Origin of the sequence: Pseudomonas soli, assembly GCF_900110655.1 — a bacterium.
Taxonomy (GTDB): Bacteria; Pseudomonadota; Gammaproteobacteria; order Pseudomonadales; family Pseudomonadaceae; genus Aquipseudomonas; species Aquipseudomonas soli.
Window position 1 is genome coordinate 23746 of sequence record NZ_FOEQ01000009.1, and the last position, 18385, is coordinate 42130.

Consider the following 18385-nt stretch of genomic DNA (forward strand, 5'->3'; position numbering starts at 1 on the left):
TTCTCCTAGCGCATCACGAAGGGGTCGGGCATGGGCGCGGTGGACAGGTTGATCCACACCGTCTTCAACTCGGTGTAGGCCAGCACCGAGTCGATGCCGCTCTCGCGGCCGTAACCGCTGTTCTTGAAGCCGCCGATGGGGGCCATGGCCGATACGGCGCGGTAGGTATTGACCCAGATGATCCCCGAGCGCACGTCACGGGCCAGGCGGTGGGCGCGGCCCAGGTCGCGGGTCCAGATGCCGGCGGCCAGGCCGAACTGCGAGTCGTTGGCCATTGCCAGGGCCTGTTCCTCGGTCTTGAAGCGGATCACCGCGGCGACCGGGCCGAACACTTCTTCCTGCATGATGGTCATCGAGTTGCTGTCGCACTCGAACAGGGTCGGCTCGTAGAACCAGCCATCGCCTTCGACCTCGGCGCGCTTGCCACCCATGCGCAAGGTGGCGCCCTCGGCCTTGGCCGCGGCCACCAGGCCTTCGATCACCGCCAGTTGCTGGGCGGTGGCGATCGGGCCCATCTCGCTGCTGTCGTCCTGCGGGTTGCCGATGCGGATGCTTTTGGCGCGGGCGATCAGGCGTTCGACGAACTCGTCGAAGATATCGTCCTGCACCAGCAGGCGCGAACCTGCCACGCAGCTTTGCCCGGAGGCGGCATAGATGCCGGCCACGGCGCCGTTGATGGCGCTGTCCAGGTCGGCGTCGGCGAAGATGATGTTCGGCGACTTGCCGCCCAGTTCCAGCGACAGCTTGGCGAAGTTCTCGGCGCTGCTGCGCACCACGTGGCGGGCGGTGGCAGCGCCGCCGGTGAAGGCGATCTTGCGCACCAGCGGGTGGCGGGTCAGCGCCGCGCCGGTGCTTGGGCCGTAACCTGTGACCACGTTGACCACGCCAGCCGGGAAGCCGGCTTCCAGGGCCAGGCGGGCCAGCTCGAGGAGGGTGGCGGAGGCGTGCTCCGAGGGTTTGAGCACGATGGTGTTGCCGGCGGCCAGGGCCGGGGCCAGCTTGATCGCGGTGAGGTACAGCGGGCTGTTCCACGGGATGATCCCGGCCACCACGCCGATCGGCTCGTGCACCGTGTAGGCGAACAGGTCGGGCTTGTCCAGCGGCAGGGTGCCGCCTTCGAGCTTGTCGGCCAGGCCCGCGGTGTAGTGGAAGAACTCCGGCAGGTAGCCGACCTGGCCGCGGGTCTCGCGGATCAACTTGCCGTTGTCGCGGCTTTCCAACTGGGCCAGGTGTTCCTTGTTCTCGGCAATCAGGTCGCCGAGGCGGCGCAGCAGCTTGCCCCGGGCGGTGGCAGTGAGGCCGCGCCAGGCCTTGCCTTCGAAGGCGCGCTGGGCGGCCTGTACGGCGAGCTCGACATCGGCTTCGCCGGCATCTGGCAGTTGCGCCCAGGCCTTGGCGGTGGCCGGGTCAAGGCTGTCGAAGGTCTTGCCGCTCTGGGCATCGCGCCATTGGCCATCGATGCACATCTGGAAACGAACGAGGGTCATGCAACTATCCCCTTGGCGGATTCGGTGAGGGTGCGGGCCTGCCTGAGGAAGTCCAGCAGCATCTTGTTGACTTCGCGCGGTGCTTCCACCGGCATCATATGCCGTTGCTCGGCCAGGACCACACTCTGCGCGCCGGGAATTCGCGCGGCGAGTTGGCGGGTCATGGCCGGGGTGGAACCGCTGTCGAGCTCGCCGGTAGCGATCAGCGTCGGTACCTGGATGCTGCTCAGGTCGGCTTCGCGGTACATGTCCTGAGTGGCGAACAGCGAGTAAGTGGTGTGGTAGCCCTGCGGGTCGTTGCTTGCCAGGATCTGGCGGATGGCGGCGACCTGGGCCGGGTTGGCGGCCTTGTACTCGCGGCTGAACCAACGCTCGAGGGCGGCATCGACGTTGGCGTCTGGACCCTGTTCGTAGGCTTGCGCGGCGCGTGCGATCACCCCGGCGCTCTGCTCGGGAGTACGGTTGAAGACGCTGTTGAGTATTACCAGCGCGGCCAGGCGTTGCGGGTAGTCCAGGGCGAACGCGCGTGCCACCAGGCCGCCCATGGAAAAGCCGATCACGCAGGCCTGAGCGACCTGCAGGTGGTCGAGCAGTTCGGCGAGCTGCTCGGCATAGCCTTCCAGCGGCGTATCGGCGCTGGGCACGCGGCTCTGGCCATGGCCGAGCATGTCGTAGGCGATGACGCGATAGTCGTTGGCCAGGCCGACGATCTGCCCGCCCCACATTTCCTTGTTCAGGCCCACGCCGTGGATCAGTACCACGGGCTGGCCCTGGCCCAGGTCCAGGTAACTGGTCCCGGCCGGTGTACGTTCAGCGACAGGCTGAATCATGGAGGGCGCTCCTTGAAGGTCGGGCGCGGCGGGTATGCACGCCACGCCCAGGCCCGGCTTGGTTGTTGTTATTGAGCGTTGGCCTTTTCGGCAGCCAGTTCTTCCAGGTCGATGTAGCGGTTGCCAATGCGTGGGTGCAGGCGGCCACCGTCGGCGGCGCCCAGTACCACGACGATCTCGTCGGCACGTGGCGCATCTTCGATCTGCATTTCCAGGGTGATGTAGTGCGAGCGCAGGCCTTCGTCGTCCTTCTGCATCATCGGGATCTGGATCGAGGTGCCGGGGCCGCCGCGCTTGTTGGTGAAGCTCAGGTAGCTCTTGGCCTGCACGGCTTCGCGGTAGTGGTTGCCGAAGCGCAGGGTGTGGATCACCGCCGAGGCGTGCTCGATCTCGCCGTCGGCGCCGACCACGGCGGCCTTGCCGTAGGCCTCGATCTTGTCGGCTCCGCCGATGGCGGCGGTCAGGCGCTCGACCATCAGCGCGCCCAGTGCGGAGCAGTTGGCGCGGATCTCCGGCTTGAGGTCTTCGACGAAGCCGCGACCAGCCCATGGGTTCTTGATCACCACGGCCAGGCCGACCATGGTCACCGGCTTGTCGGTGGCCTTGCCGCCTTCGATGCGGGTCTCTTCGGAGTAGGTGACGATCTTGCGGATTTCGAAACTCATGGGGGGCTCCTGGTTAGGGTTATCAGCTCTTGTTGTCTGATGGTATACCATAATATTCGATGTGCAAGAGCCGGTCGAAAATTTCTCTCACCGGAGGACGAAAGGCTGTGTGCCTGGCTTGGATTCGGAGGCGATGCATCTATCGAGCGCCCCCCGCGCGGCGCTCGATCTCACAGGTGCAGAACCTGCCCCGACGAACATTTCAAGGCGACCCGCAAAAAAAGCCCGCTCGCGCCGGCCACGGGGGCCAACGCGAGCGGGCTGGTCCCCGCAATCAATCAGGCAAAGGGAATTCAGGCGAACGCCGGGACCACTTCCTTGATGAACAGCTCCAGCGACTTGCGTTTCTCGGCATGGGGCAGGCTGTTGTCGCACCAGAAGCTGAACTCGTCGACGCCTAGCTCCTGGTAGTACTTGATGCGCGCGATGATTTCTTCAGGGGTGCCGATCATGGTGTTCTTGCGGATGTTCTCCAGCGCGAAGGCTGGCACCTCGGCGAACTTCGATTCAGGGCTTGGCTCGAGGAAGCCGTTGACCGGCACGCTCTTGTTGCCGAACCAGGCATCGAAGGTGCGGTAGAAGCGTGAAATTGCCTGGGCGCCGACCTTCCAGCCGTCCGGCTCGGCAGGGCTATGCACGTGGGTGTGGCGCAGCACCATCAATTGTGGGCGCGGCACGTCCGGGTTGTTGTCCAGCGCGGCCTGGAACTTGTTCTTCAGGTCCAGCACCTCTTCGTCGCCCTTCATCAGCGGGGTGACCATGACGTTGCAACCATTGGCCACGGCGAAGTTGTGCGAGTCCGGGTCGCGGGCGGCGATCCACATCGGCGGCATGCCCTGCTGGACCGGCTTTGGCACGCTGGTGGAGGTGGGGAAGTTGTAGATCTCGCCTTCATGGGCATAGTCGCCTTGCCACAGCTGGCGCACCGCCGGGACCATTTCGCGCAGGGCCTTGCCGCCGTCGGTGGCCGGCATGCCGCCGGCCATCCGGTCGAACTCGAACTGGTAGGCGCCACGGGCCAGGCCCACTTCCATGCGGCCATTGCTGATCACGTCGAGCAGGGCGCATTCGCCGGCGACGCGGATCGGGTTCCAGAAGGGCGCGATGATGGTGCCGGCGCCCAGGCGGATTTTCTCGGTGCGCGCGGCCAGGTAGGCCAGCAGCGGCATCGGGCTCGGCGAGATGGTGTACTCCATGGCGTGGTGTTCGCCGATCCACACGGTGCTGAAACCGCCGTCTTCGGCCATCAGGGTCAGTTCGGTGAGGTCTTCGAACAGCTGGCGGTGGCTGACCTGCTCATCCCAACGTTCCATGTGCACGAACAGCGAAAATTTCATGGGGCTTTTCCTCGGAGCTTTGTTGTTGTCGCCCGCCGGGGCAGGCGCTCTAAGTGGAATCGGTCGTCAGGGTTCAGGCGAAGGCCGGCAGGCTGGCCATCTTGCCGCGGCAATAGACCATCGGGCGGGGCGCCTCCTGGGGGACGATCAGGTTGTGTACCTTGCCGACCATGATGGCGTGGTCGCCGCCTTCGTATTCACGCCACAGTTCGCATTCGATCACGGCGGTGGCGCCGGCCAGGATCGGGTTGCCCAGTTCGCTCAGGGTCCACTCGATGCCGACGGCCTTGTCCTTGCCTTTTTTCGCGAACGCATACGCCTCGGCCTGCTGTTCACCGGAGAGCAGGTGAATGGCGAAGCGCTTGTTCTTCATCAGGACAGGGTAGGAGTCGGAGCTGTAGTTGGGGCAGAACAGCACCAGCGGCGGGTCCATGGACAGGGAGGAGAAGGCGCTGGCGGTGAGGCCGACGATCGAGCCGTCGTCGTCCAGGGTGGTGATGACGGTTACGCCGGAGGGGAAGGAACCCAGGACGTGCTTGTAGACGGTTGCGTCGATCATCTCGTGTACCTCTGAAAAGGCTGCGGTGGTCCGCGGTTTTTATCGTTGATGTGTCTGATGGTATACCGTAATACCTATATTGCAAGCGGAATTTTCTGTGGCCTGGAGTTCACGATAAACGGTGCAAACCCCGTAATTACTGGCCTTGGTGTAGACATTCGTGCTGCGTGACGGTGCAAGGAGCGGATCAGTTGCGCTGAAAATGAGCAGTGCAGTGTTGTCAAACTGTTGGAATACCATAATATGGTCTGCAGCTGAGAGGCCGCCCCGAGCGGTTTCCATACAACGATAAAAACGACCTTTCGAGCTGAATCCTATGTCCCAACCGTCGTCGCAACACCATCTCGTCGAGCAACACACGGTCGATTACGTGCCACCGTCCGAGCGCCATGGGAAGGCGCGCGACCTTTTCACCCTGTGGTTCAGCACCAACATCGCGCCGCTGCCGATTGTCACTGGTGCCATGGTGGTCCAGGTGTTCCATCTGAACTTGCTGTGGGGGCTGCTGGCCATCGTGCTGGGGCATCTGCTGGGTGGGGTGGTGATCGCCCTGGCCTCGGCGCAGGGGCCGCAGCTGGGCATTCCGCAGATGGTGCAGAGCCGCGGCCAGTTCGGGCGCTATGGCGCACTGCTGATCGTGTTCTTCACCGCACTGATCTACGTCGGTTTCTTCATTTCCAACATCGTCCTGGCCGGCAAGTCGATCCACGGCATCGCCCCCGGCGTGCCGATGCCCGCCGCCATCGTCATCGGCGCCCTGAGCGCCACCGCCATCGGGGTGATCGGCTACCGCTTCATCCATACGCTGAACCGCGTCGGCACCTGGGTGATGGGCTCGGCGCTGCTGGCCGGCTTCATCATGATGTTCGCCCAGGAACTGCCGGGCGATTTCTTCAGCCGCGGCGCGTTCAACCTGTCCGGCTTCGTTGCCACGGTGTCGCTGGGCATCATCTGGCAGATCAGCTTCTCGCCCTACACCTCGGACTACTCGCGCTACCTGCCCCGTGAAGTCGGCATCGCCAAGCCGTTCTGGGCCACCTACCTCGGTGCCACCCTGGGCACCATCCTGTGCTTCAGTTTCGGTGCGGTGGCGGTGCTGTGCGTGCCGGAAGGCACCGACGCCATGGTGGCGGTCAAGCAGGCCACCGGCTGGCTGGGCCCGGTGCTGATGGTGCTGTTCCTGCTCAACATCATCAGCCACAACGCCCTCAACCTCTACGGTGCGGTGCTGTCAATCGTCACCGCGATCCAGACCTTCGCCGCCCATTGGACGCCGAGCATCAAGCTGCGGGTGGTGCTGGCGGGGGTAATCCTGGTGGGTTGCGGTCTCGTGGCGCTGAACGCCTCGGCCGACTTCATCGGCCAGTTCATCGGGCTGATCCTGGCGCTGTTGCTGGTGCTGGTGCCGTGGGCGTCGATCAACCTGGTGGACTTCTACCTGATCAAGCGCGGCGAGTACGACATCGCCTCGATCTTCCGCGCCGATGGCGGCATCTACGGGCGCTTCAACCACCACGCGATCATCGCCTATGCCTGCGGCATCCTGGTGCAGCTGCCGTTCGCCAATACGTCGCTGTATGTCGGGCCGTATTCGAACATTGTCGAAGGAGCCGACCTATCGTGGCTGTTCGGGCTGCTGGTGACAGTGCCGCTGTACTACTGCCTGGCAACGCGGGCACAGCCGGAAATGGCGCAGCGGGTGGTCGGCGTCAAATCCTGAAATTTGCGACAAACTCATCGCCGGGCACGCCTACTCCCGCACAGCCGGCAGGAGCAGGCGTGTCCCGCGATAGTCGTAAGGCCGTTCAGACCTTGAACTGCGCGACCAGCCCGTTGAGTTCCAGCGCCAGCTGTGACAAGTCCTGGGCCGATACGCTGGTTTGATTGGCCCCGGTGGTTGTCTGCATCGCCAGGTCGCGGATATTCATCAGGTTGCGGTCCACTTCCCGTGCCACCTGCGCCTGTTCCTCAGTGGCGCTGGCGATCACCAGGTTGCGCTGGTTGATCGAGGCGATGGTCCGGGCGATCAGCTCCAGAGCCCGGCCGGCCGATTGCGCCACCTCCAAGGTGCCGCTGGCGCGGCCCTGGCTGCTGTGCATGGCACTGACTGCGCGCTCGGTGCCGATCTGGATGGCGCCGATCATCTGCTCGATCTCCGCCGTGGATTGCTGCGTGCGGTGGGCCAATGCGCGCACTTCGTCGGCGACCACGGCGAAGCCACGGCCTGCCTCCCCAGCTCGGGCGGCCTCGATGGCGGCATTGAGCGCCAGCAGGTTGGTCTGGCCGGCAATCGCGCCGATCACATCCAGCACGCGGGTAATTTCGTTGGCGCTGTTGGCCAACCGTTCGATCTCTGTGGCGGTACCGGTGACGTCGTCGACCAGGTGCTGAATCGAAGCGAGTGCCTGGTTAACCTGGTCTTGACCATCACGGGTGGTCTGGTCCGCGTCTTGCGAGGCTTCGGCGGTGCTCACGGCGTTGCTGGCCACTTCCTCGACGGCACTGGTCATCTGGTTGACCGCGGTGGCGGCCTGGTCGATCTCGGTGCTCTGCAGCAGCAGGTCACGGCTGGTGTCCTCGGTGACGCCGTGCAACTGCTCCGAGGCCGAGGCCAGGCGGTTGGAGGAGGTGGCGATCTTGCCAATGGTCTCGCGCAGGCTTTGCTGCATGCGGCGCAGAGCGTGCAGCAGCAGCGCGGGTTCGTCCTGGCCAGCCACTACGATCTCGCGAGTCAGGTCGCCAATGGCAATACGTTCGGCCACCATGACGGCCTCCGCCAGCGGCGTGACGACACTGTTGGTGAACAACAAGGCGACGGCGACCAGCACCAGAATGATCAGCAACAGCGCAATGACGATTGCCCGCAAGGCATCGTCCCCAACATCGCTGCTGTGCTGCGAGGCGGTGTGCGCACCTTTGTAGTTGAAATCAACCAGTGTCGACAACGCGTCCATCATATGGTCCGCCCGCTGGATCAGCGGGCCGCTGATCTGTTGCTTGGCTTGCGTCATGCGGCCTTCGTTGATGTTCGCGAGTACCTGAAGCTGCAGGTCGGTGTATTGCTTGCGCGCCTCGAGAAAGGCACTGAACAGGTTGCGATCTTGCGGACCATCGATGGTCGACTCGTAGCTGTTCAGGCTGTTGCGCAACGTATCTTCAATGCTGCCAAGCAAGTGCAGGCTCGTTCCCTCGCCGCTGCTGTCCTCAAGGGCAGCACGCAGTGTGGCCGCACGCTCCTTGGCGAGGCTGGAGCTAATGCCGTTGAGCGCAATCATGGCCGGTAGCCAGTTAACCCGGATTTCATCCGTGGCACTGTCCATTCGTTGGGTTTCGTACACTGCGACCCCACCCATGGACAGAATGAGAACAGCCAGGGTGGTGAAAAAACAGCCAGCCCTTTTGCCGATTTTCATGTTTCTAAGCAGCATGGATATTCCTTGACGTGAGATAAATTTACACGTCAAGAGCATGGTGGCGCGGCGACTTACGGAGTAGTCGGCGAAGACCACACGCTACTGCGAGTTTTTCTGACTTTTTATCTGCGTGAATTGTGATGGGAAGGGGGCGCACGGCTGCGCCCCACACTGCTGCGAATGGTCAGACCTTGAATTGCGCCACCATCGCGTTCAGCTCCACCGCCAGGCGTGAAAGGTCCTGGGCCGCAGCGCTGGTCTGGTTGGCGCCTGCCGAAGTCTGCATCGCCAGGTCGCGGATGTTCACCAGATTGCGGTCGACCTCCCGCGCCACCTGGGCCTGCTGTTCAGAGGCCGTGGCGATCACCAGGTTGCGCTGGTTGATCGTGGCGATCGCCTCGGCGATCAGTTCCAGGGCCCGGCCGGCCGATTGCGCCACTTCCAGGGTGCCGCCGGCGCGGCCCTGGCTGCTGTGCATGGCGTTGACCGCGCGCTCGGTGCCGGTCTGGATGCCGCCGATCATCTGCTCGATCTCCGCCGTCGACTGCTGGGTGCGGTGGGCAAGGGCGCGTACCTCGTCGGCGACGACGGCAAAACCACGGCCCGCCTCGCCGGCACGGGCGGCCTCGATGGCGGCGTTGAGGGCCAGCAGGTTGGTCTGGCCGGCGATCGAACCGATCACGTCGAGCACCTGGCTGATCTGGTTGGCGTGGCTGGCAAGTTGCTCAATTTCCTCGGCGGTGCCGGTCACGTCATCGACCAGGTGCTGGATCGAGGCCAGTGCCTGGTTGACCTGGTCGCGGCCGTCGCGAGTTGTGCGGTCGGCGCCTTGGGAAGCATCGGCGGTGCTCACGGCGTTGCTGGCCACTTCTTCGACAGCGGCGGTCATCTGGTTGACCGCGGTGGCAGCCTGGTCGATCTCGGCACTCTGCTGGTGCAGGCCGCGGCTGGTGTCTTCTGTAACGCTGTGCAATTCCTCGGAGGCCGAGGCCAGCTGGTCGGAGGAGGCGGCGATCCGCCGCAAGGTATCGCGCAGGCTGTGCTGCATGCGGTTCAGGGCGCGCAGCAGCAAGGCCGGCTCGTCGCGGCCGAGCACGGTGATCTCGCGGGTCAGGTCGCCGGTGGCGACGCGCTCGGCCACGGCGACGGCGTCGGCCAGCGGCACGATGATGCTGCGGGTGAGGAGGGTGGCGATGGCGACCAGCGCGAGCAGGATCACGGTGATGGCGCCGATGATCAGGGCAAAGGCTTCGTCCGAGGCCGCACTGCTGCGCTGCGAGGCCTGCTCGGCGCCCTGGGTGTTGTAGGCGATCAGTTCGCCCAGAGCCTTCATCATGCTGTCGGCGTATTCGGCCAGCGGGCCGTTGACCAGGCGGCGGGCTTCGTCGAGCTGATCGTTGCCGGCGGCGCTGCGAATGGCCTTCTGCAGGCCGTGGTAACGCTCGCTGAGGCCGATGAAGGCATCGAACAGGGCGCGGTCGTCGGCTTTGATGATGGTGCGCTCGTAGGCCTTGAGGTCGCTTTCGAGCTGCTGGTTGACCTGGACGATCTTGTCCAGGGTAGTGTGACGTGCGCTGCTGCTGTCCTCCAGGACACTGCGCAAGGTGAGGGCGCGGGCTCGGCCCAGGTTGCTGCTGACTTCGCCCAGGGCGATTACCGCGGGCATCCAGGTGATGCGGATCTCGTCGGTGGCGCTGTCCATTCTGCGGGTTTCGTACAGGGCGACCAGGCCCATGACCAGGACCAGGACCCCGAGCAGGGTGAACATTCCTGCTGCCCGAATGCCAATCTTAACGTTCCGTAACTGCATGCGACGCTCCTTGACGGTGGCTGGCAGGCGTCAAGAGCGCGGACTGACCGGGCTCGGCTGGAAGGGCTCTCGATGCACTGCGAAAGGGGATATATCCTCACGGTTCATGTTGTTTTTTTCTGGATGATGACACAGTGCCACTATTATTGACCAGTCGTTCAATGAAAGCTCGTTCCCTCGGGTATGTCGTCACTTGCTGACCGTTAGTCTTCATTGCGTCGCAAAAAGGGCCGCAGAGCGGCCCTTTCTTATCATGCAACGATTGGAATGGCGGGGTCGGCAGCTGCTAGCGCCTGGGCGCGATCAGCTGCGGGGGGGTAGATCCATACCGTGTTGATCTGGCGCTTGAGACTCTTGCCTTCCAGGCCCTGCAGGTGCAGTTCGCGTTCCCAGCCTTCGCTGTAGGCCGCGCCCCACCCTCCAAGGTCCAGGCAGGTGACGTACTTGGGCTGGCGATAGATCACCGGCTCCACGCCCAGCAGCTCGGCCATGGCGTTGTTGCCCGAATGGCGGCCCATGGGAATGGCGTGCTGGCAGCTCATCAGCGCTAGGTTGCCCTTGTCGTCGACGGCGGCGCAGGCGACATCGCCAGTGGCGAAGATGTAGTCCTGCCCAATGACTTTCAGGTGATCATCAACTTTCAGGCGTCCCAAGCCGTCACGCTCGCCTGCGACCTGGGCGGTCAACGGGCTGGCCTTGACCCCAACGGTCCATATCACAGTCTTGCTGGCGATGTATTCGCCGTTATCCAGGGTCACGCCCCCCGCATCCACCGCCACCACCGAGGTGCCAGTCAGCCATTGCACCCCGGCCTGCTCGCTGGCGCTGACAATGGCCGGGGTGATGCCGGCGCCGAGCGCGGCACCGATGCTGGTACCTCGGTCGATCAGCACCACACGGGCCTGGCCTTCGCCGAGGATGGCGCGCAGCCGGGATGGCAGCTCGGTGGCCGTTTCGATACCGGTGAAGCCACCGCCGCACACCACCAGGGTGTTGCGCGCCGGTGAGGCGGGCAGGCTGGCCAGGCTGTGCAGGTGCTGCTCCAGGCGAGTGGCCGACTCCATCTGGTCGACATCGAAGGTGTGCTCGGTCAGGCCCGGGACGGCGGGGCGGGCCACCTGGCTGCCGGCGGCGAGGATCAGACGATCGTAGGCGAGCTGGTGCGTGTGCCCGTTGGTATCGCGGTAGCCGACCAGGCGGGCGTCGCTGTCGATGGTGTCGGCGGTGCCGTGGATGAACTCCACGCCCACCACGTCGAACAGGGCCTCCAAGGGCGCCTGCAAGCTGTGCACGTCGGCTTCATAGAAGCGTGGGCGGATCCGCAGTTGCGGCTGCGGCGCCAGCACACTGATGCGCACGTCGCCGCGCTGGGCCTGGTCGAGCAGGCGGGCGGCGCTCAGGGCGCTCCAGACACCGGCAAAGCCGGCACCGATGATCAGGATACGAGAGGTCATGAAGGTGCTCCGCAAGGTAGGAAAGGGCTTCGACGAAGCATGTGCTACTTGTCGAATAACTACGACTGTATTGATCGTAGTTTAATTCGGCAAGTGTTTTTTACGCATCGGGTTGTGCGTCAACCGCCACAAAATGCGCGGATGCCGCGTATTGAATGACGTAAAGCGGGGTCTTGACCGGCCAGCCCGACGACAGGCGGCTACGCCCGGCTTTGCTTTCCAGCACTGACGGGCGTACAATTTACGACTAAATCAGTCGGAGATTTATATGTCCCTCTACAGTGCAGGCGTCGAGTACGGCATCCACTGCCTGCTGTTCCTGGTGGACGAGCGTGGCGACAGTCGCGAGTCCAGCGTGCGTGACCTGGCCGAGCTGCAGGGGGTGCCCCAGGAATACCTGGCCAAGGTCTTCACCAAGCTCGCCCGGGCCGGGCTGGTTGCCGCGACCGAAGGCGTGCGCGGCGGGTTTCGCCTGGCGCGGCCTTCCGACGAAATCACCGTGCTGGATATCGTCACGGCCATCGATGGACCGAAGAAGCTCTTCGATTGCCGGGAGATCCGCGAGCGCTGCGCGGTGTTCGAGGGTTCGGCGCCGGGCTGGGCGACCGAGGGCACCTGTGCCATTCACGCGGTGATGCTGGGGGCACAGAAACGCATGGAAGAGGCGTTGGCCCAGCAGACCATCCTCGACCTGGTACGGCGGTTCGGGCGCAAGGCGCCGGCTGAGTTCGGGCAGAAGGTCAATGACTGGATGAGCGAGCGACGCGACGGCAAAGGCAGCGCTGGCGATATTCCGTTGCAGGTGGTCTGACTGGGCCTGGGCCACCACGGAAAATGCTGCTCAACCCCCAGGTAAATCCTTGCCTGGGTGATCCGCCCGCGCGCCTCAAGGCGCGGTAAGCTGACAGGAATATCCCGCGCGCCGCCCACGGCGCCAGAGAGGTCAGCGTGGCTTCCTACACCTTGCGTCAACTGAAGTACTTCGTCACCACCGTGGAGGCCGGCAGCGTCGCCGAAGCCTCGCGCCAGTTGTACATCGCCCAGCCGTCGATCTCCACGGCGATCAAGAGCCTGGAAGAAAGCTTCGGCGTGCAGCTGTTCATTCGCCATCACGCCCAGGGCGTGTCGCTGACGCCCAGCGGCAAGCGCTTCTACGCCAAGACCCGGTCCCTGCTGCAGATGGCCCACGAGTTCGAGCAGAACGCCCTGGCCGACAACGACACGGTGGCCGGGCAGATCGACATCGGCTGTTTCGAGACCGTGGCACCGCTGTATCTGCCGCGGCTGATCGCCGGCTTCCGCGAGCGCTACCCCGGGGTGGACATCCGCCTGCGCGACGGTGAGCAACAGGACCTGATCCAGGGGCTGACGGCCGGTACCTTCGACCTGGCGTTCCTCTATGACCATGACCTGGACGGCACCATCGAGACCGAGCCGCTGATGCCCCCACAGAAGCCCTATGTGCTGCTGCCGGAAAAGCACCGTTTCGCAGGCCAAGCCCAGGTGTCGCTGCGTGACCTGTGTCCCGAGCCGATGATCCTGCTCGACGTGGCCCCAAGCCGCACCTATTTCGTCAGCCTGTTCAACGAACTGGGGCTGACGCCGAACATCGTCTTCAGCTCCCCGTCGATCGAGATGGTCCGGGGCATGGTCGGGCAGGGCTTTGGTTTCTCGCTGCTGGTGACCCGGCCGCACTCGGAATTCACCTACGACGGGCAGCGGCTGGTGACGCTGGCGATCGCCGAGCCGGTGACGCTGTCGGGGTTGGCGGCGGCGCACCTCAGGCGTGTGCAACTGACCAAGCCGGCGCAGCTATTCGTGGAGTTCTGCCGTGAAGAGCTGGCACGGATGTAGGTGCTGACCGCCCGTCGCCTGTAGGGCGAAGACGACCGAACGTTGCCCGGTCAGTGGTTTCTTCCACTAAGGTGCATGAGACACTTCGGCGTTGTCATTACCGGGGCGAATGGACCTGCGCCCGGTGATGCTCAACTTCGACTGACAACCTTGCCGGTCGAGGGCGTAGCACATCTGACAGGCCATCCACTACAGAGAGGGTCGTACCATGTCTTTGATTGGCGTTTCTATGCTTGAGATGCGGCAGATGATCGAGCAGGCTTGCCTGCCCGACCACTGCGAGGTGAGCTGCGCCGATGGCGAGAACCTCACCATTCGCTTGGGTCAGGGCTCGAGTCCGGACGATTGCCTTACCGTGGCAGTGGTGCCAATTGCCAACCTCAACAACTGTCGAGATCTGGTGAACCTTGTGAGTCGGGTCAAGGCGCAACGTGATGCCCCGCCGGGGGCCCGTAAAGCGATTGCCTGAGGTCATTGCAACTCGAGCAACAGATTGATGCCGCCGTCGCCGCACTTGACGTGTTCACGGACAACGCCCCGATAATTGCGTCCCTCCCAGGCGAAGGCGACGCTGTGCGCCTTCTCCACCTTGGCAGGTAACGGTGGCTCGATATGCAGGCGCAGTGCGGGGCGGCCCTGCAGGCTAAGTGCCGCCAACTGGACCTGGCACATGGCACGCTGGGCCATTGGACCGAATAATGTATCGCGGACGAAATCCAGTTCCAGGCAAGCGCAGGGGGCACGACAAGGCATCTTCATGGTGGCTTTCCGACTCAAAGAGGCATAGCTCGCAGTTGGAAGCGTAAAGGCGCCAGACGTTCAAATTATTTCAGTAGGCTGAAGCAGCTCATTCGGCCTGGCATGCGCGGCACCCGCTAAGCCAGTTGCTAACAGGCGGCTCAGGGGGGGCCGAGAATCTCCAGCACCTTGTCGCGCAACTGGTCGATGCTGAACGGCTTGCCTATGAGGTGCATGCCTGGGGGCACGTTGAAGCTCTCGGCGTAGCCACTGGCGAACAGCACGGGCAGATTCGGCCGGCTTTCCCGGGCCTTGGCCGCCAATTCCTCGCCGCGCAGGTCGGGCAACCCGACGTCGGTCATCAACAGCGCCAGCGGTTGCGTGGGATCCTCGATGATCTTGAGGGCCGCGGCAGCGCTGTCGGCCTCGATGGCGGCATAGCCCAGTTCGTCGAGCACTTCGACTATCAGCATGCGAACGATGTCGTCGTCTTCGACTACCAGAAGGTGCATTTCATGGGTCCTGTTTCGATGGATTGTCTCTACTCTGTGCGCGGGGCCATGGCAGAAGTTCCCAAGCTTAACGGCATGCGCAAATAGATGGAACGTTTGCTGCAAGCAGGCTTCAAATACTGGCTAAATGCCCTGCCAGATCTGCCAAAGCTGGTTAGACTCGCGGTATTCGCGGTTGGTCTGGCGCAGGGCATCACTTACACGACGTTGACGCCGGTCTGTTCAATGGATTTTTTTCGCTCGGGCACTTTCACATGATTCAAGCAGCCTCGATGGACCAACGCAGTTTTCGCAAACTGCTGAGCCGCAACGTCGGCCTGCCCCTGGGAGTGGGGCTACTGGGCGCCGTGGCCTTTGTCGCGGTGATCTACTACCTGCTTTCGGCCATGCAGTGGGTCGAGCACACCGATCGGGTGATCGGCAATGCCAACGAGACGATCAAGCTGTCGATCGACATGGAAACCGGCATGCGCGGCTATCTGCTGACCGGCGAAGAGCGTTTCCTCGACCCCTACGAGGTGGCCAAGCCGCGCATCTTCGGCAGCCTGGACAGCCTGCGGGCAATGGTGGCCGACAACCCTCAGCAAGTTGACCGCATCGACCGCATCGCGGCGCTGCAGCGCGAGTGGAACACCTTCGGCAACGAAGTCATCAGCCAGCGGCGCACCCAACAGGGTGATGTGGCGTCGTCGATTGGCCGTGGCCGCGGCAAGCGCCTGACCGACGAGATCCGCAAGGAGTTCGACACTTTCATCAACACCGAGCAGCAACTGCGTACGGCGCGCAACGAGACGGTCAGCACGGTCACCATGACCGCGATCTCGGCGTTCGTGCTGTTCATCGTTGCCCTGAGTGCGTTGCTTGCTTACCTCGGACGGCGTGACTTGCTGGCCTTGTCTTCAAGCTATGTCGAAAACCTCGAAGCCCAGCAACGCGCCGCCGAGCGCCTGGAGCAACAGGCCTGGGTGCGTGCCGGACAGACCCAGCTGGCCGAACAGGTGCTGGGCCAGCTGACGCTGCCGATGCTTGGCGACAATATCCTGCGCTTTTTCGCCGGTTACCTGGGCAGCGTGGTCGGTGCGCTGTATGTGCGCGATGAGCATGGCCAGCTGGTGCGGGTCGCCGCCTATGGTCTGGATGCCGAACAGAAGGCCAGCGAACCGCGCGTCGGCGATCATGCCGGCCTGCTGGGCGAGGCGGTGGCCCAGGGGCGGCTGTTGCGCCTGGATGAGCTGCCGGAGGATTACTACCGCCTGAGTTCCGGGCTGGGCCGTGGCTTGCCTCGCAGCGGTGTGCTGGTGCCGGCGCAGGACGACGCGCGGGTCAACGGCGTACTGGAGCTGGGATTCCTACGCACGCTGCAAGATCGTGACTTGGAGCTGCTGCAGCGCGTCGCCGAAAACCTGGGTATCTCCATCGAAAGCGCCCGCTATCGCCAGCGCCTGCAGGAAGTGCTCGCTGAAACCCAGCAGCTCAACGAAGAACTGCAGGTGCAGCAGGAGGAACTCAAGACCGCCAACGAAGAGCTCGAGGAACAGTCGCGGGTGCTCAAGGAGTCCCAGGCCCACCTCGAGACCCAGCAGGCCGAACTCGAGCAGACCAACGAACAACTGGCCGAGCGCACCGAGGCGCTGGACCGCAAGAACGGCGAGCTGAACCAGGCCCAGGTCGAGTTGCAGGCCCGCGCCGATGACCTGCAGCGCTCGAGCAAGTACAAGTCCGAGTTCCTCGCCAACATGTCCCATGAGCTGCGCACTCCACTCAACAGCTCACTGATCCTGGCCAAGCTGCTGGCCGAGAACGCCGAAGGCAACCTCAGCAAGGAGCAGGTGAAGTTCGCCGAGTCCATCTATTCGGCCGGCAACGACCTGCTCAACCTGATCAACGATATTCTCGACATCGCCAAGGTCGAGGCCGGCAAGCTGGAGGTACGCGCCGAAAACACTCCGCTGGAGCGGCTGGTCGAAGGCTTGAAGGGTATGTTCCAACCGTTGGCGCAGGACAAGGGGCTGTCCTTCGCCGTGCAACTGGAGCAACCGTTGCCGGCTTCCCTGTTCACCGACCGTCAGCGCCTTGAGCAGATTCTCAAGAACCTGTTGTCCAACGCCATCAAGTTCACCGAGCGTGGCCAGGTCAGCCTGCGCATCAGCCATCAAGCGGGACGGGGGATCGTCTTCGCGGTGCGCGACACCGGCATCGGCATCGCCGCCGACCAGCAGCAGGCGATCTTCGGCGCCTTCCACCAGGTCGATGGCACCAGCAACCGGCGCTATGGCGGCACGGGCCTGGGCTTGTCCATCTCGCGTGACCTGGCGCACCTGCTGGGTGGGCAGATCGATGTCGATAGCACCCCGGGGCAGGGCAGCGTTTTCAGCCTGGTCCTTCCCGAGCATTTCGAGCCTGATACCCAGCAGATCGAGGTGCACAGCCTGCGCCCGGCGGTCGACGAACTGCCTCCGGCACCGCCGATGGCGACAACCGTACGCAGCGAGCGCCCGACGCCGGCCTTCGCCGACGATCGCGAGCAGGCGCCATTCGGCAACCGCTGCATCCTGGTGATCGAGGATGAGCCGAATTTCGCTCGTATCCTCTTCGACCTCGCCCACGAACTGGGCTACAGCTGCCTGGTCGCCCATTCCGCCGACGAGGGCTTCGAGCTGGCGGCCCAGTACCTGCCCGATGCCATCCTGCTGGACATGCGCCTGCCTGACCATTCCGGGCTTACCGTGCTGCAGCGCCTGAAAGAGCAGGCCGGCACCCGGCATATTCCGGTGCATATCATTTCGGTGGAGGACCGAGTCGAGGCGGCCATGCACATGGGGGCGGTGGGCTACGCAGTCAAGCCCACCAGCCGCGAGGAACTCAAGGCGGTGTTCGGTCGGCTGGAGGCGAAGCTCACGCAGAAGCTCAAGCACATCCTGCTGGTGGAAGACGATGACCTGCAGCGCGAGAGCATTGCCCGCCTGATCGGCGACGACGATATCGAAATCACTGCCGTGGCAATGGCTCAGGATGCCCTGGCGCTGCTGCGCGAGAATATCTACGACTGCATGATCATCGACCTCAAGTTGCCCGACATGCTCGGCAACGAGCTGCTCAAACGCATGACCGCCGAAGATATCCGTAGCTTCCCGCCAGTGATCGTCTACACCGGCCGTAATCTCACCCGCGAGGAGGAGGCCGACCTGCTCAAATATTCGCGCTCGATCATCATCAAGGGCGCGCGCTCGCCCGAGCGCCTGCTCGATGAAGTGACACTGTTCTTGCACAAGGTCGAGTCGCAGCTGTCCAACGAACGCCAGCGCATGCTCAAGACCGCTCGCAGCCGCGACAAGGTGTTCGAGGGGCGCAAGATCCTGCTGGTGGACGATGATGTGCGTAATATCTTCGCCCTGACCAGCGCCCTGGAACACAAGGGTGCCATCGTCGAGATCGGCCGCAACGGGCGCGAGGCCATAGAGTGCCTCGAAGCCAACGACGACATCGACCTGGTGCTGATGGACGTGATGATGCCGGAAATGGATGGCTACGAGGCGACGCGCCTGATCCGTCAGCAACCGCGCTGGCGCAAGCTGCCGATTATCGCCGTGACCGCCAAGGCGATGAAGGACGACCAGCAGCGTTGCCTGCAGGCCGGGGCCAATGACTACCTGGCCAAACCGATCGAGCTGGACCGCCTGTTCTCGCTGATCCGAGTCTGGCTGCCGCAATTGGAGCGAATCTGAA

16 protein-coding genes are annotated in these 18385 nt (G+C 63.7%); 6 read left to right on the plus strand and 10 right to left on the minus strand.

The features are described from left to right. Nucleotides 1-5 precede the first annotated feature (5 nt). The 5 genes from BMY03_RS18665 to BMY03_RS18685 form a co-directional block, all read right to left on the minus strand. Nucleotides 6-1487, minus strand: coding sequence for an aldehyde dehydrogenase (locus BMY03_RS18665; protein WP_094011894.1), 1482 nt, complete (start codon nucleotides 1485-1487; stop codon nucleotides 6-8). Continuing rightward, nucleotides 1484-2317, minus strand: a complete 834-nt coding sequence (locus tag BMY03_RS18670) for an alpha/beta fold hydrolase (RefSeq protein ID WP_094011895.1) — start codon at nucleotides 2315-2317, stop codon at nucleotides 1484-1486. The genes BMY03_RS18665 and BMY03_RS18670 overlap by 4 nt, the downstream gene beginning before the upstream one ends. A 68-nt stretch (nucleotides 2318-2385) precedes the next feature. Then, nucleotides 2386-2982: an amino acid synthesis family protein gene (locus BMY03_RS18675; protein WP_023632164.1), complete on the minus strand. Its 597-nt coding sequence runs from the start codon at nucleotides 2980-2982 to the stop codon at nucleotides 2386-2388. Between the two features lie 293 nt (nucleotides 2983-3275). Then, on the minus strand, nucleotides 3276-4319 hold the full coding sequence (locus BMY03_RS18680; protein ID WP_038706314.1) for an LLM class flavin-dependent oxidoreductase: 1044 nt from the start codon (nucleotides 4317-4319) through the stop codon (nucleotides 3276-3278). Nucleotides 4320-4392: 73 nt separating this feature from the next. Next, entirely contained in the window at nucleotides 4393-4878 is a 486-nt protein-coding gene (locus tag BMY03_RS18685) for a flavin reductase family protein (RefSeq protein WP_023630914.1), read from the minus strand. A 316-nt stretch (nucleotides 4879-5194) separates the two neighbouring features. Here BMY03_RS18685 and BMY03_RS18690 point away from each other — a divergent pair, with 316 nt between their 5' ends. Continuing rightward, nucleotides 5195-6598 (plus strand): purine-cytosine permease family protein, encoded by a 1404-nt coding sequence (locus tag BMY03_RS18690; RefSeq protein WP_094011896.1) that lies wholly within the window; start codon nucleotides 5195-5197, stop codon nucleotides 6596-6598. An 85-nt stretch (nucleotides 6599-6683) separates the two neighbouring features. Here the strand turns inward: BMY03_RS18690 and BMY03_RS18695 are convergent, their stop codons facing one another. The 3 genes from BMY03_RS18695 to BMY03_RS18705 all read right to left on the minus strand — a co-directional run bounded on the left by BMY03_RS18695 (nucleotide 6684) and on the right by BMY03_RS18705 (nucleotide 11555). After that, nucleotides 6684-8306, minus strand: a complete 1623-nt coding sequence (locus BMY03_RS18695) for a methyl-accepting chemotaxis protein (RefSeq protein WP_094011897.1) — start codon at nucleotides 8304-8306, stop codon at nucleotides 6684-6686. A 169-nt stretch (nucleotides 8307-8475) separates the two neighbouring features. Continuing rightward, nucleotides 8476-10101, minus strand: a complete 1626-nt coding sequence (locus BMY03_RS18700; RefSeq protein WP_038706313.1) for a methyl-accepting chemotaxis protein — start codon at nucleotides 10099-10101, stop codon at nucleotides 8476-8478. A 251-nt stretch (nucleotides 10102-10352) separates the two neighbouring features. Then, a complete protein-coding gene (locus BMY03_RS18705) occupies nucleotides 10353-11555 on the minus strand; it encodes an NAD(P)/FAD-dependent oxidoreductase (protein ID WP_094011898.1) in 1203 nt (400 codons plus the stop codon). Between the two features lie 268 nt (nucleotides 11556-11823). On the opposite strand from BMY03_RS18705, the gene BMY03_RS18710 reads away from it, so the two are divergent. From BMY03_RS18710 to BMY03_RS18720, 3 genes are all read left to right on the plus strand, one after another. Continuing rightward, on the plus strand, nucleotides 11824-12366 hold the full coding sequence (locus BMY03_RS18710; protein ID WP_094011899.1) for an RrF2 family transcriptional regulator: 543 nt from the start codon (nucleotides 11824-11826) through the stop codon (nucleotides 12364-12366). Nucleotides 12367-12503: 137 nt separating this feature from the next. Beyond that, the gene (locus BMY03_RS18715; protein ID WP_031314708.1) at nucleotides 12504-13409 is read left to right on the plus strand and encodes a LysR family transcriptional regulator; all 906 of its coding nucleotides are present in this window, start codon (nucleotides 12504-12506) and stop codon (nucleotides 13407-13409) included. 208 nt (nucleotides 13410-13617) lie between these two features. Beyond that, a complete protein-coding gene (locus BMY03_RS18720) occupies nucleotides 13618-13878 on the plus strand; it encodes a DUF1652 domain-containing protein (protein WP_023629516.1) in 261 nt (86 codons plus the stop codon). A gap of 2 nt (nucleotides 13879-13880) precedes the next feature. Here BMY03_RS18720 and BMY03_RS18725 read toward each other — a convergent pair whose 3' ends face one another. Together BMY03_RS18725 and BMY03_RS18730 are read right to left on the minus strand one after the other, a co-directional pair. Continuing rightward, nucleotides 13881-14168, minus strand: coding sequence for a hypothetical protein (locus BMY03_RS18725; RefSeq protein ID WP_023629515.1), 288 nt, complete (start codon nucleotides 14166-14168; stop codon nucleotides 13881-13883). 140 nt (nucleotides 14169-14308) lie between these two features. Beyond that, nucleotides 14309-14659: a response regulator gene (locus tag BMY03_RS18730; protein WP_023629514.1), complete on the minus strand. Its 351-nt coding sequence runs from the start codon at nucleotides 14657-14659 to the stop codon at nucleotides 14309-14311. 87 nt (nucleotides 14660-14746) lie between these two features. On the opposite strand from BMY03_RS18730, the gene BMY03_RS26400 reads away from it, so the two are divergent. After that, complete coding sequence (locus BMY03_RS26400; protein WP_158659606.1) at nucleotides 14747-14917, plus strand: hypothetical protein; 171 nt, start codon at nucleotides 14747-14749, stop codon at nucleotides 14915-14917. Next, on the plus strand, nucleotides 14914-18384 hold the full coding sequence (locus BMY03_RS18735; RefSeq protein WP_038706310.1) for a response regulator: 3471 nt from the start codon (nucleotides 14914-14916) through the stop codon (nucleotides 18382-18384). Before BMY03_RS26400 ends, BMY03_RS18735 begins: the two co-directional genes overlap by 4 nt. The last annotated feature ends 1 nt before the right edge of the window (nucleotide 18385 follow it).

Excerpts from the sequence above, each read along its gene's own strand:
- BMY03_RS18665 (WP_094011894.1), bottom strand. The coding sequence starts at position 1,487 with ATGACCCTCGTTCGTTTCCAGATGTGCATCGATGGCCAATGGCGCGAT.
- BMY03_RS18670 (WP_094011895.1), bottom strand. The coding sequence starts at position 2,317 with ATGATTCAGCCTGTCGCTGAACGTACACCGGCCGGGACCAGTTACCTG.
- BMY03_RS18675 (WP_023632164.1), bottom strand. The coding sequence starts at position 2,982 with ATGAGTTTCGAAATCCGCAAGATCGTCACCTACTCCGAAGAGACCCGC.
- BMY03_RS18680 (WP_038706314.1), bottom strand. The coding sequence starts at position 4,319 with ATGAAATTTTCGCTGTTCGTGCACATGGAACGTTGGGATGAGCAGGTC.
- BMY03_RS18685 (WP_023630914.1), bottom strand. The coding sequence starts at position 4,878 with ATGATCGACGCAACCGTCTACAAGCACGTCCTGGGTTCCTTCCCCTCC.
- BMY03_RS18690 (WP_094011896.1), top strand. The coding sequence starts at position 5,195 with ATGTCCCAACCGTCGTCGCAACACCATCTCGTCGAGCAACACACGGTC.
- BMY03_RS18695 (WP_094011897.1), bottom strand. The coding sequence starts at position 8,306 with ATGCTGCTTAGAAACATGAAAATCGGCAAAAGGGCTGGCTGTTTTTTC.
- BMY03_RS18700 (WP_038706313.1), bottom strand. The coding sequence starts at position 10,101 with ATGCAGTTACGGAACGTTAAGATTGGCATTCGGGCAGCAGGAATGTTC.
- BMY03_RS18705 (WP_094011898.1), bottom strand. The coding sequence starts at position 11,555 with ATGACCTCTCGTATCCTGATCATCGGTGCCGGCTTTGCCGGTGTCTGG.
- BMY03_RS18710 (WP_094011899.1), top strand. The coding sequence starts at position 11,824 with ATGTCCCTCTACAGTGCAGGCGTCGAGTACGGCATCCACTGCCTGCTG.
- BMY03_RS18720 (WP_023629516.1), top strand. The coding sequence starts at position 13,618 with ATGTCTTTGATTGGCGTTTCTATGCTTGAGATGCGGCAGATGATCGAG.
- BMY03_RS18725 (WP_023629515.1), bottom strand. The coding sequence starts at position 14,168 with ATGAAGATGCCTTGTCGTGCCCCCTGCGCTTGCCTGGAACTGGATTTC.
- BMY03_RS18730 (WP_023629514.1), bottom strand. The coding sequence starts at position 14,659 with ATGCACCTTCTGGTAGTCGAAGACGACGACATCGTTCGCATGCTGATA.
- BMY03_RS26400 (WP_158659606.1), top strand. The coding sequence starts at position 14,747 with ATGGAACGTTTGCTGCAAGCAGGCTTCAAATACTGGCTAAATGCCCTG.
- BMY03_RS18735 (WP_038706310.1), top strand. The coding sequence starts at position 14,914 with ATGATTCAAGCAGCCTCGATGGACCAACGCAGTTTTCGCAAACTGCTG.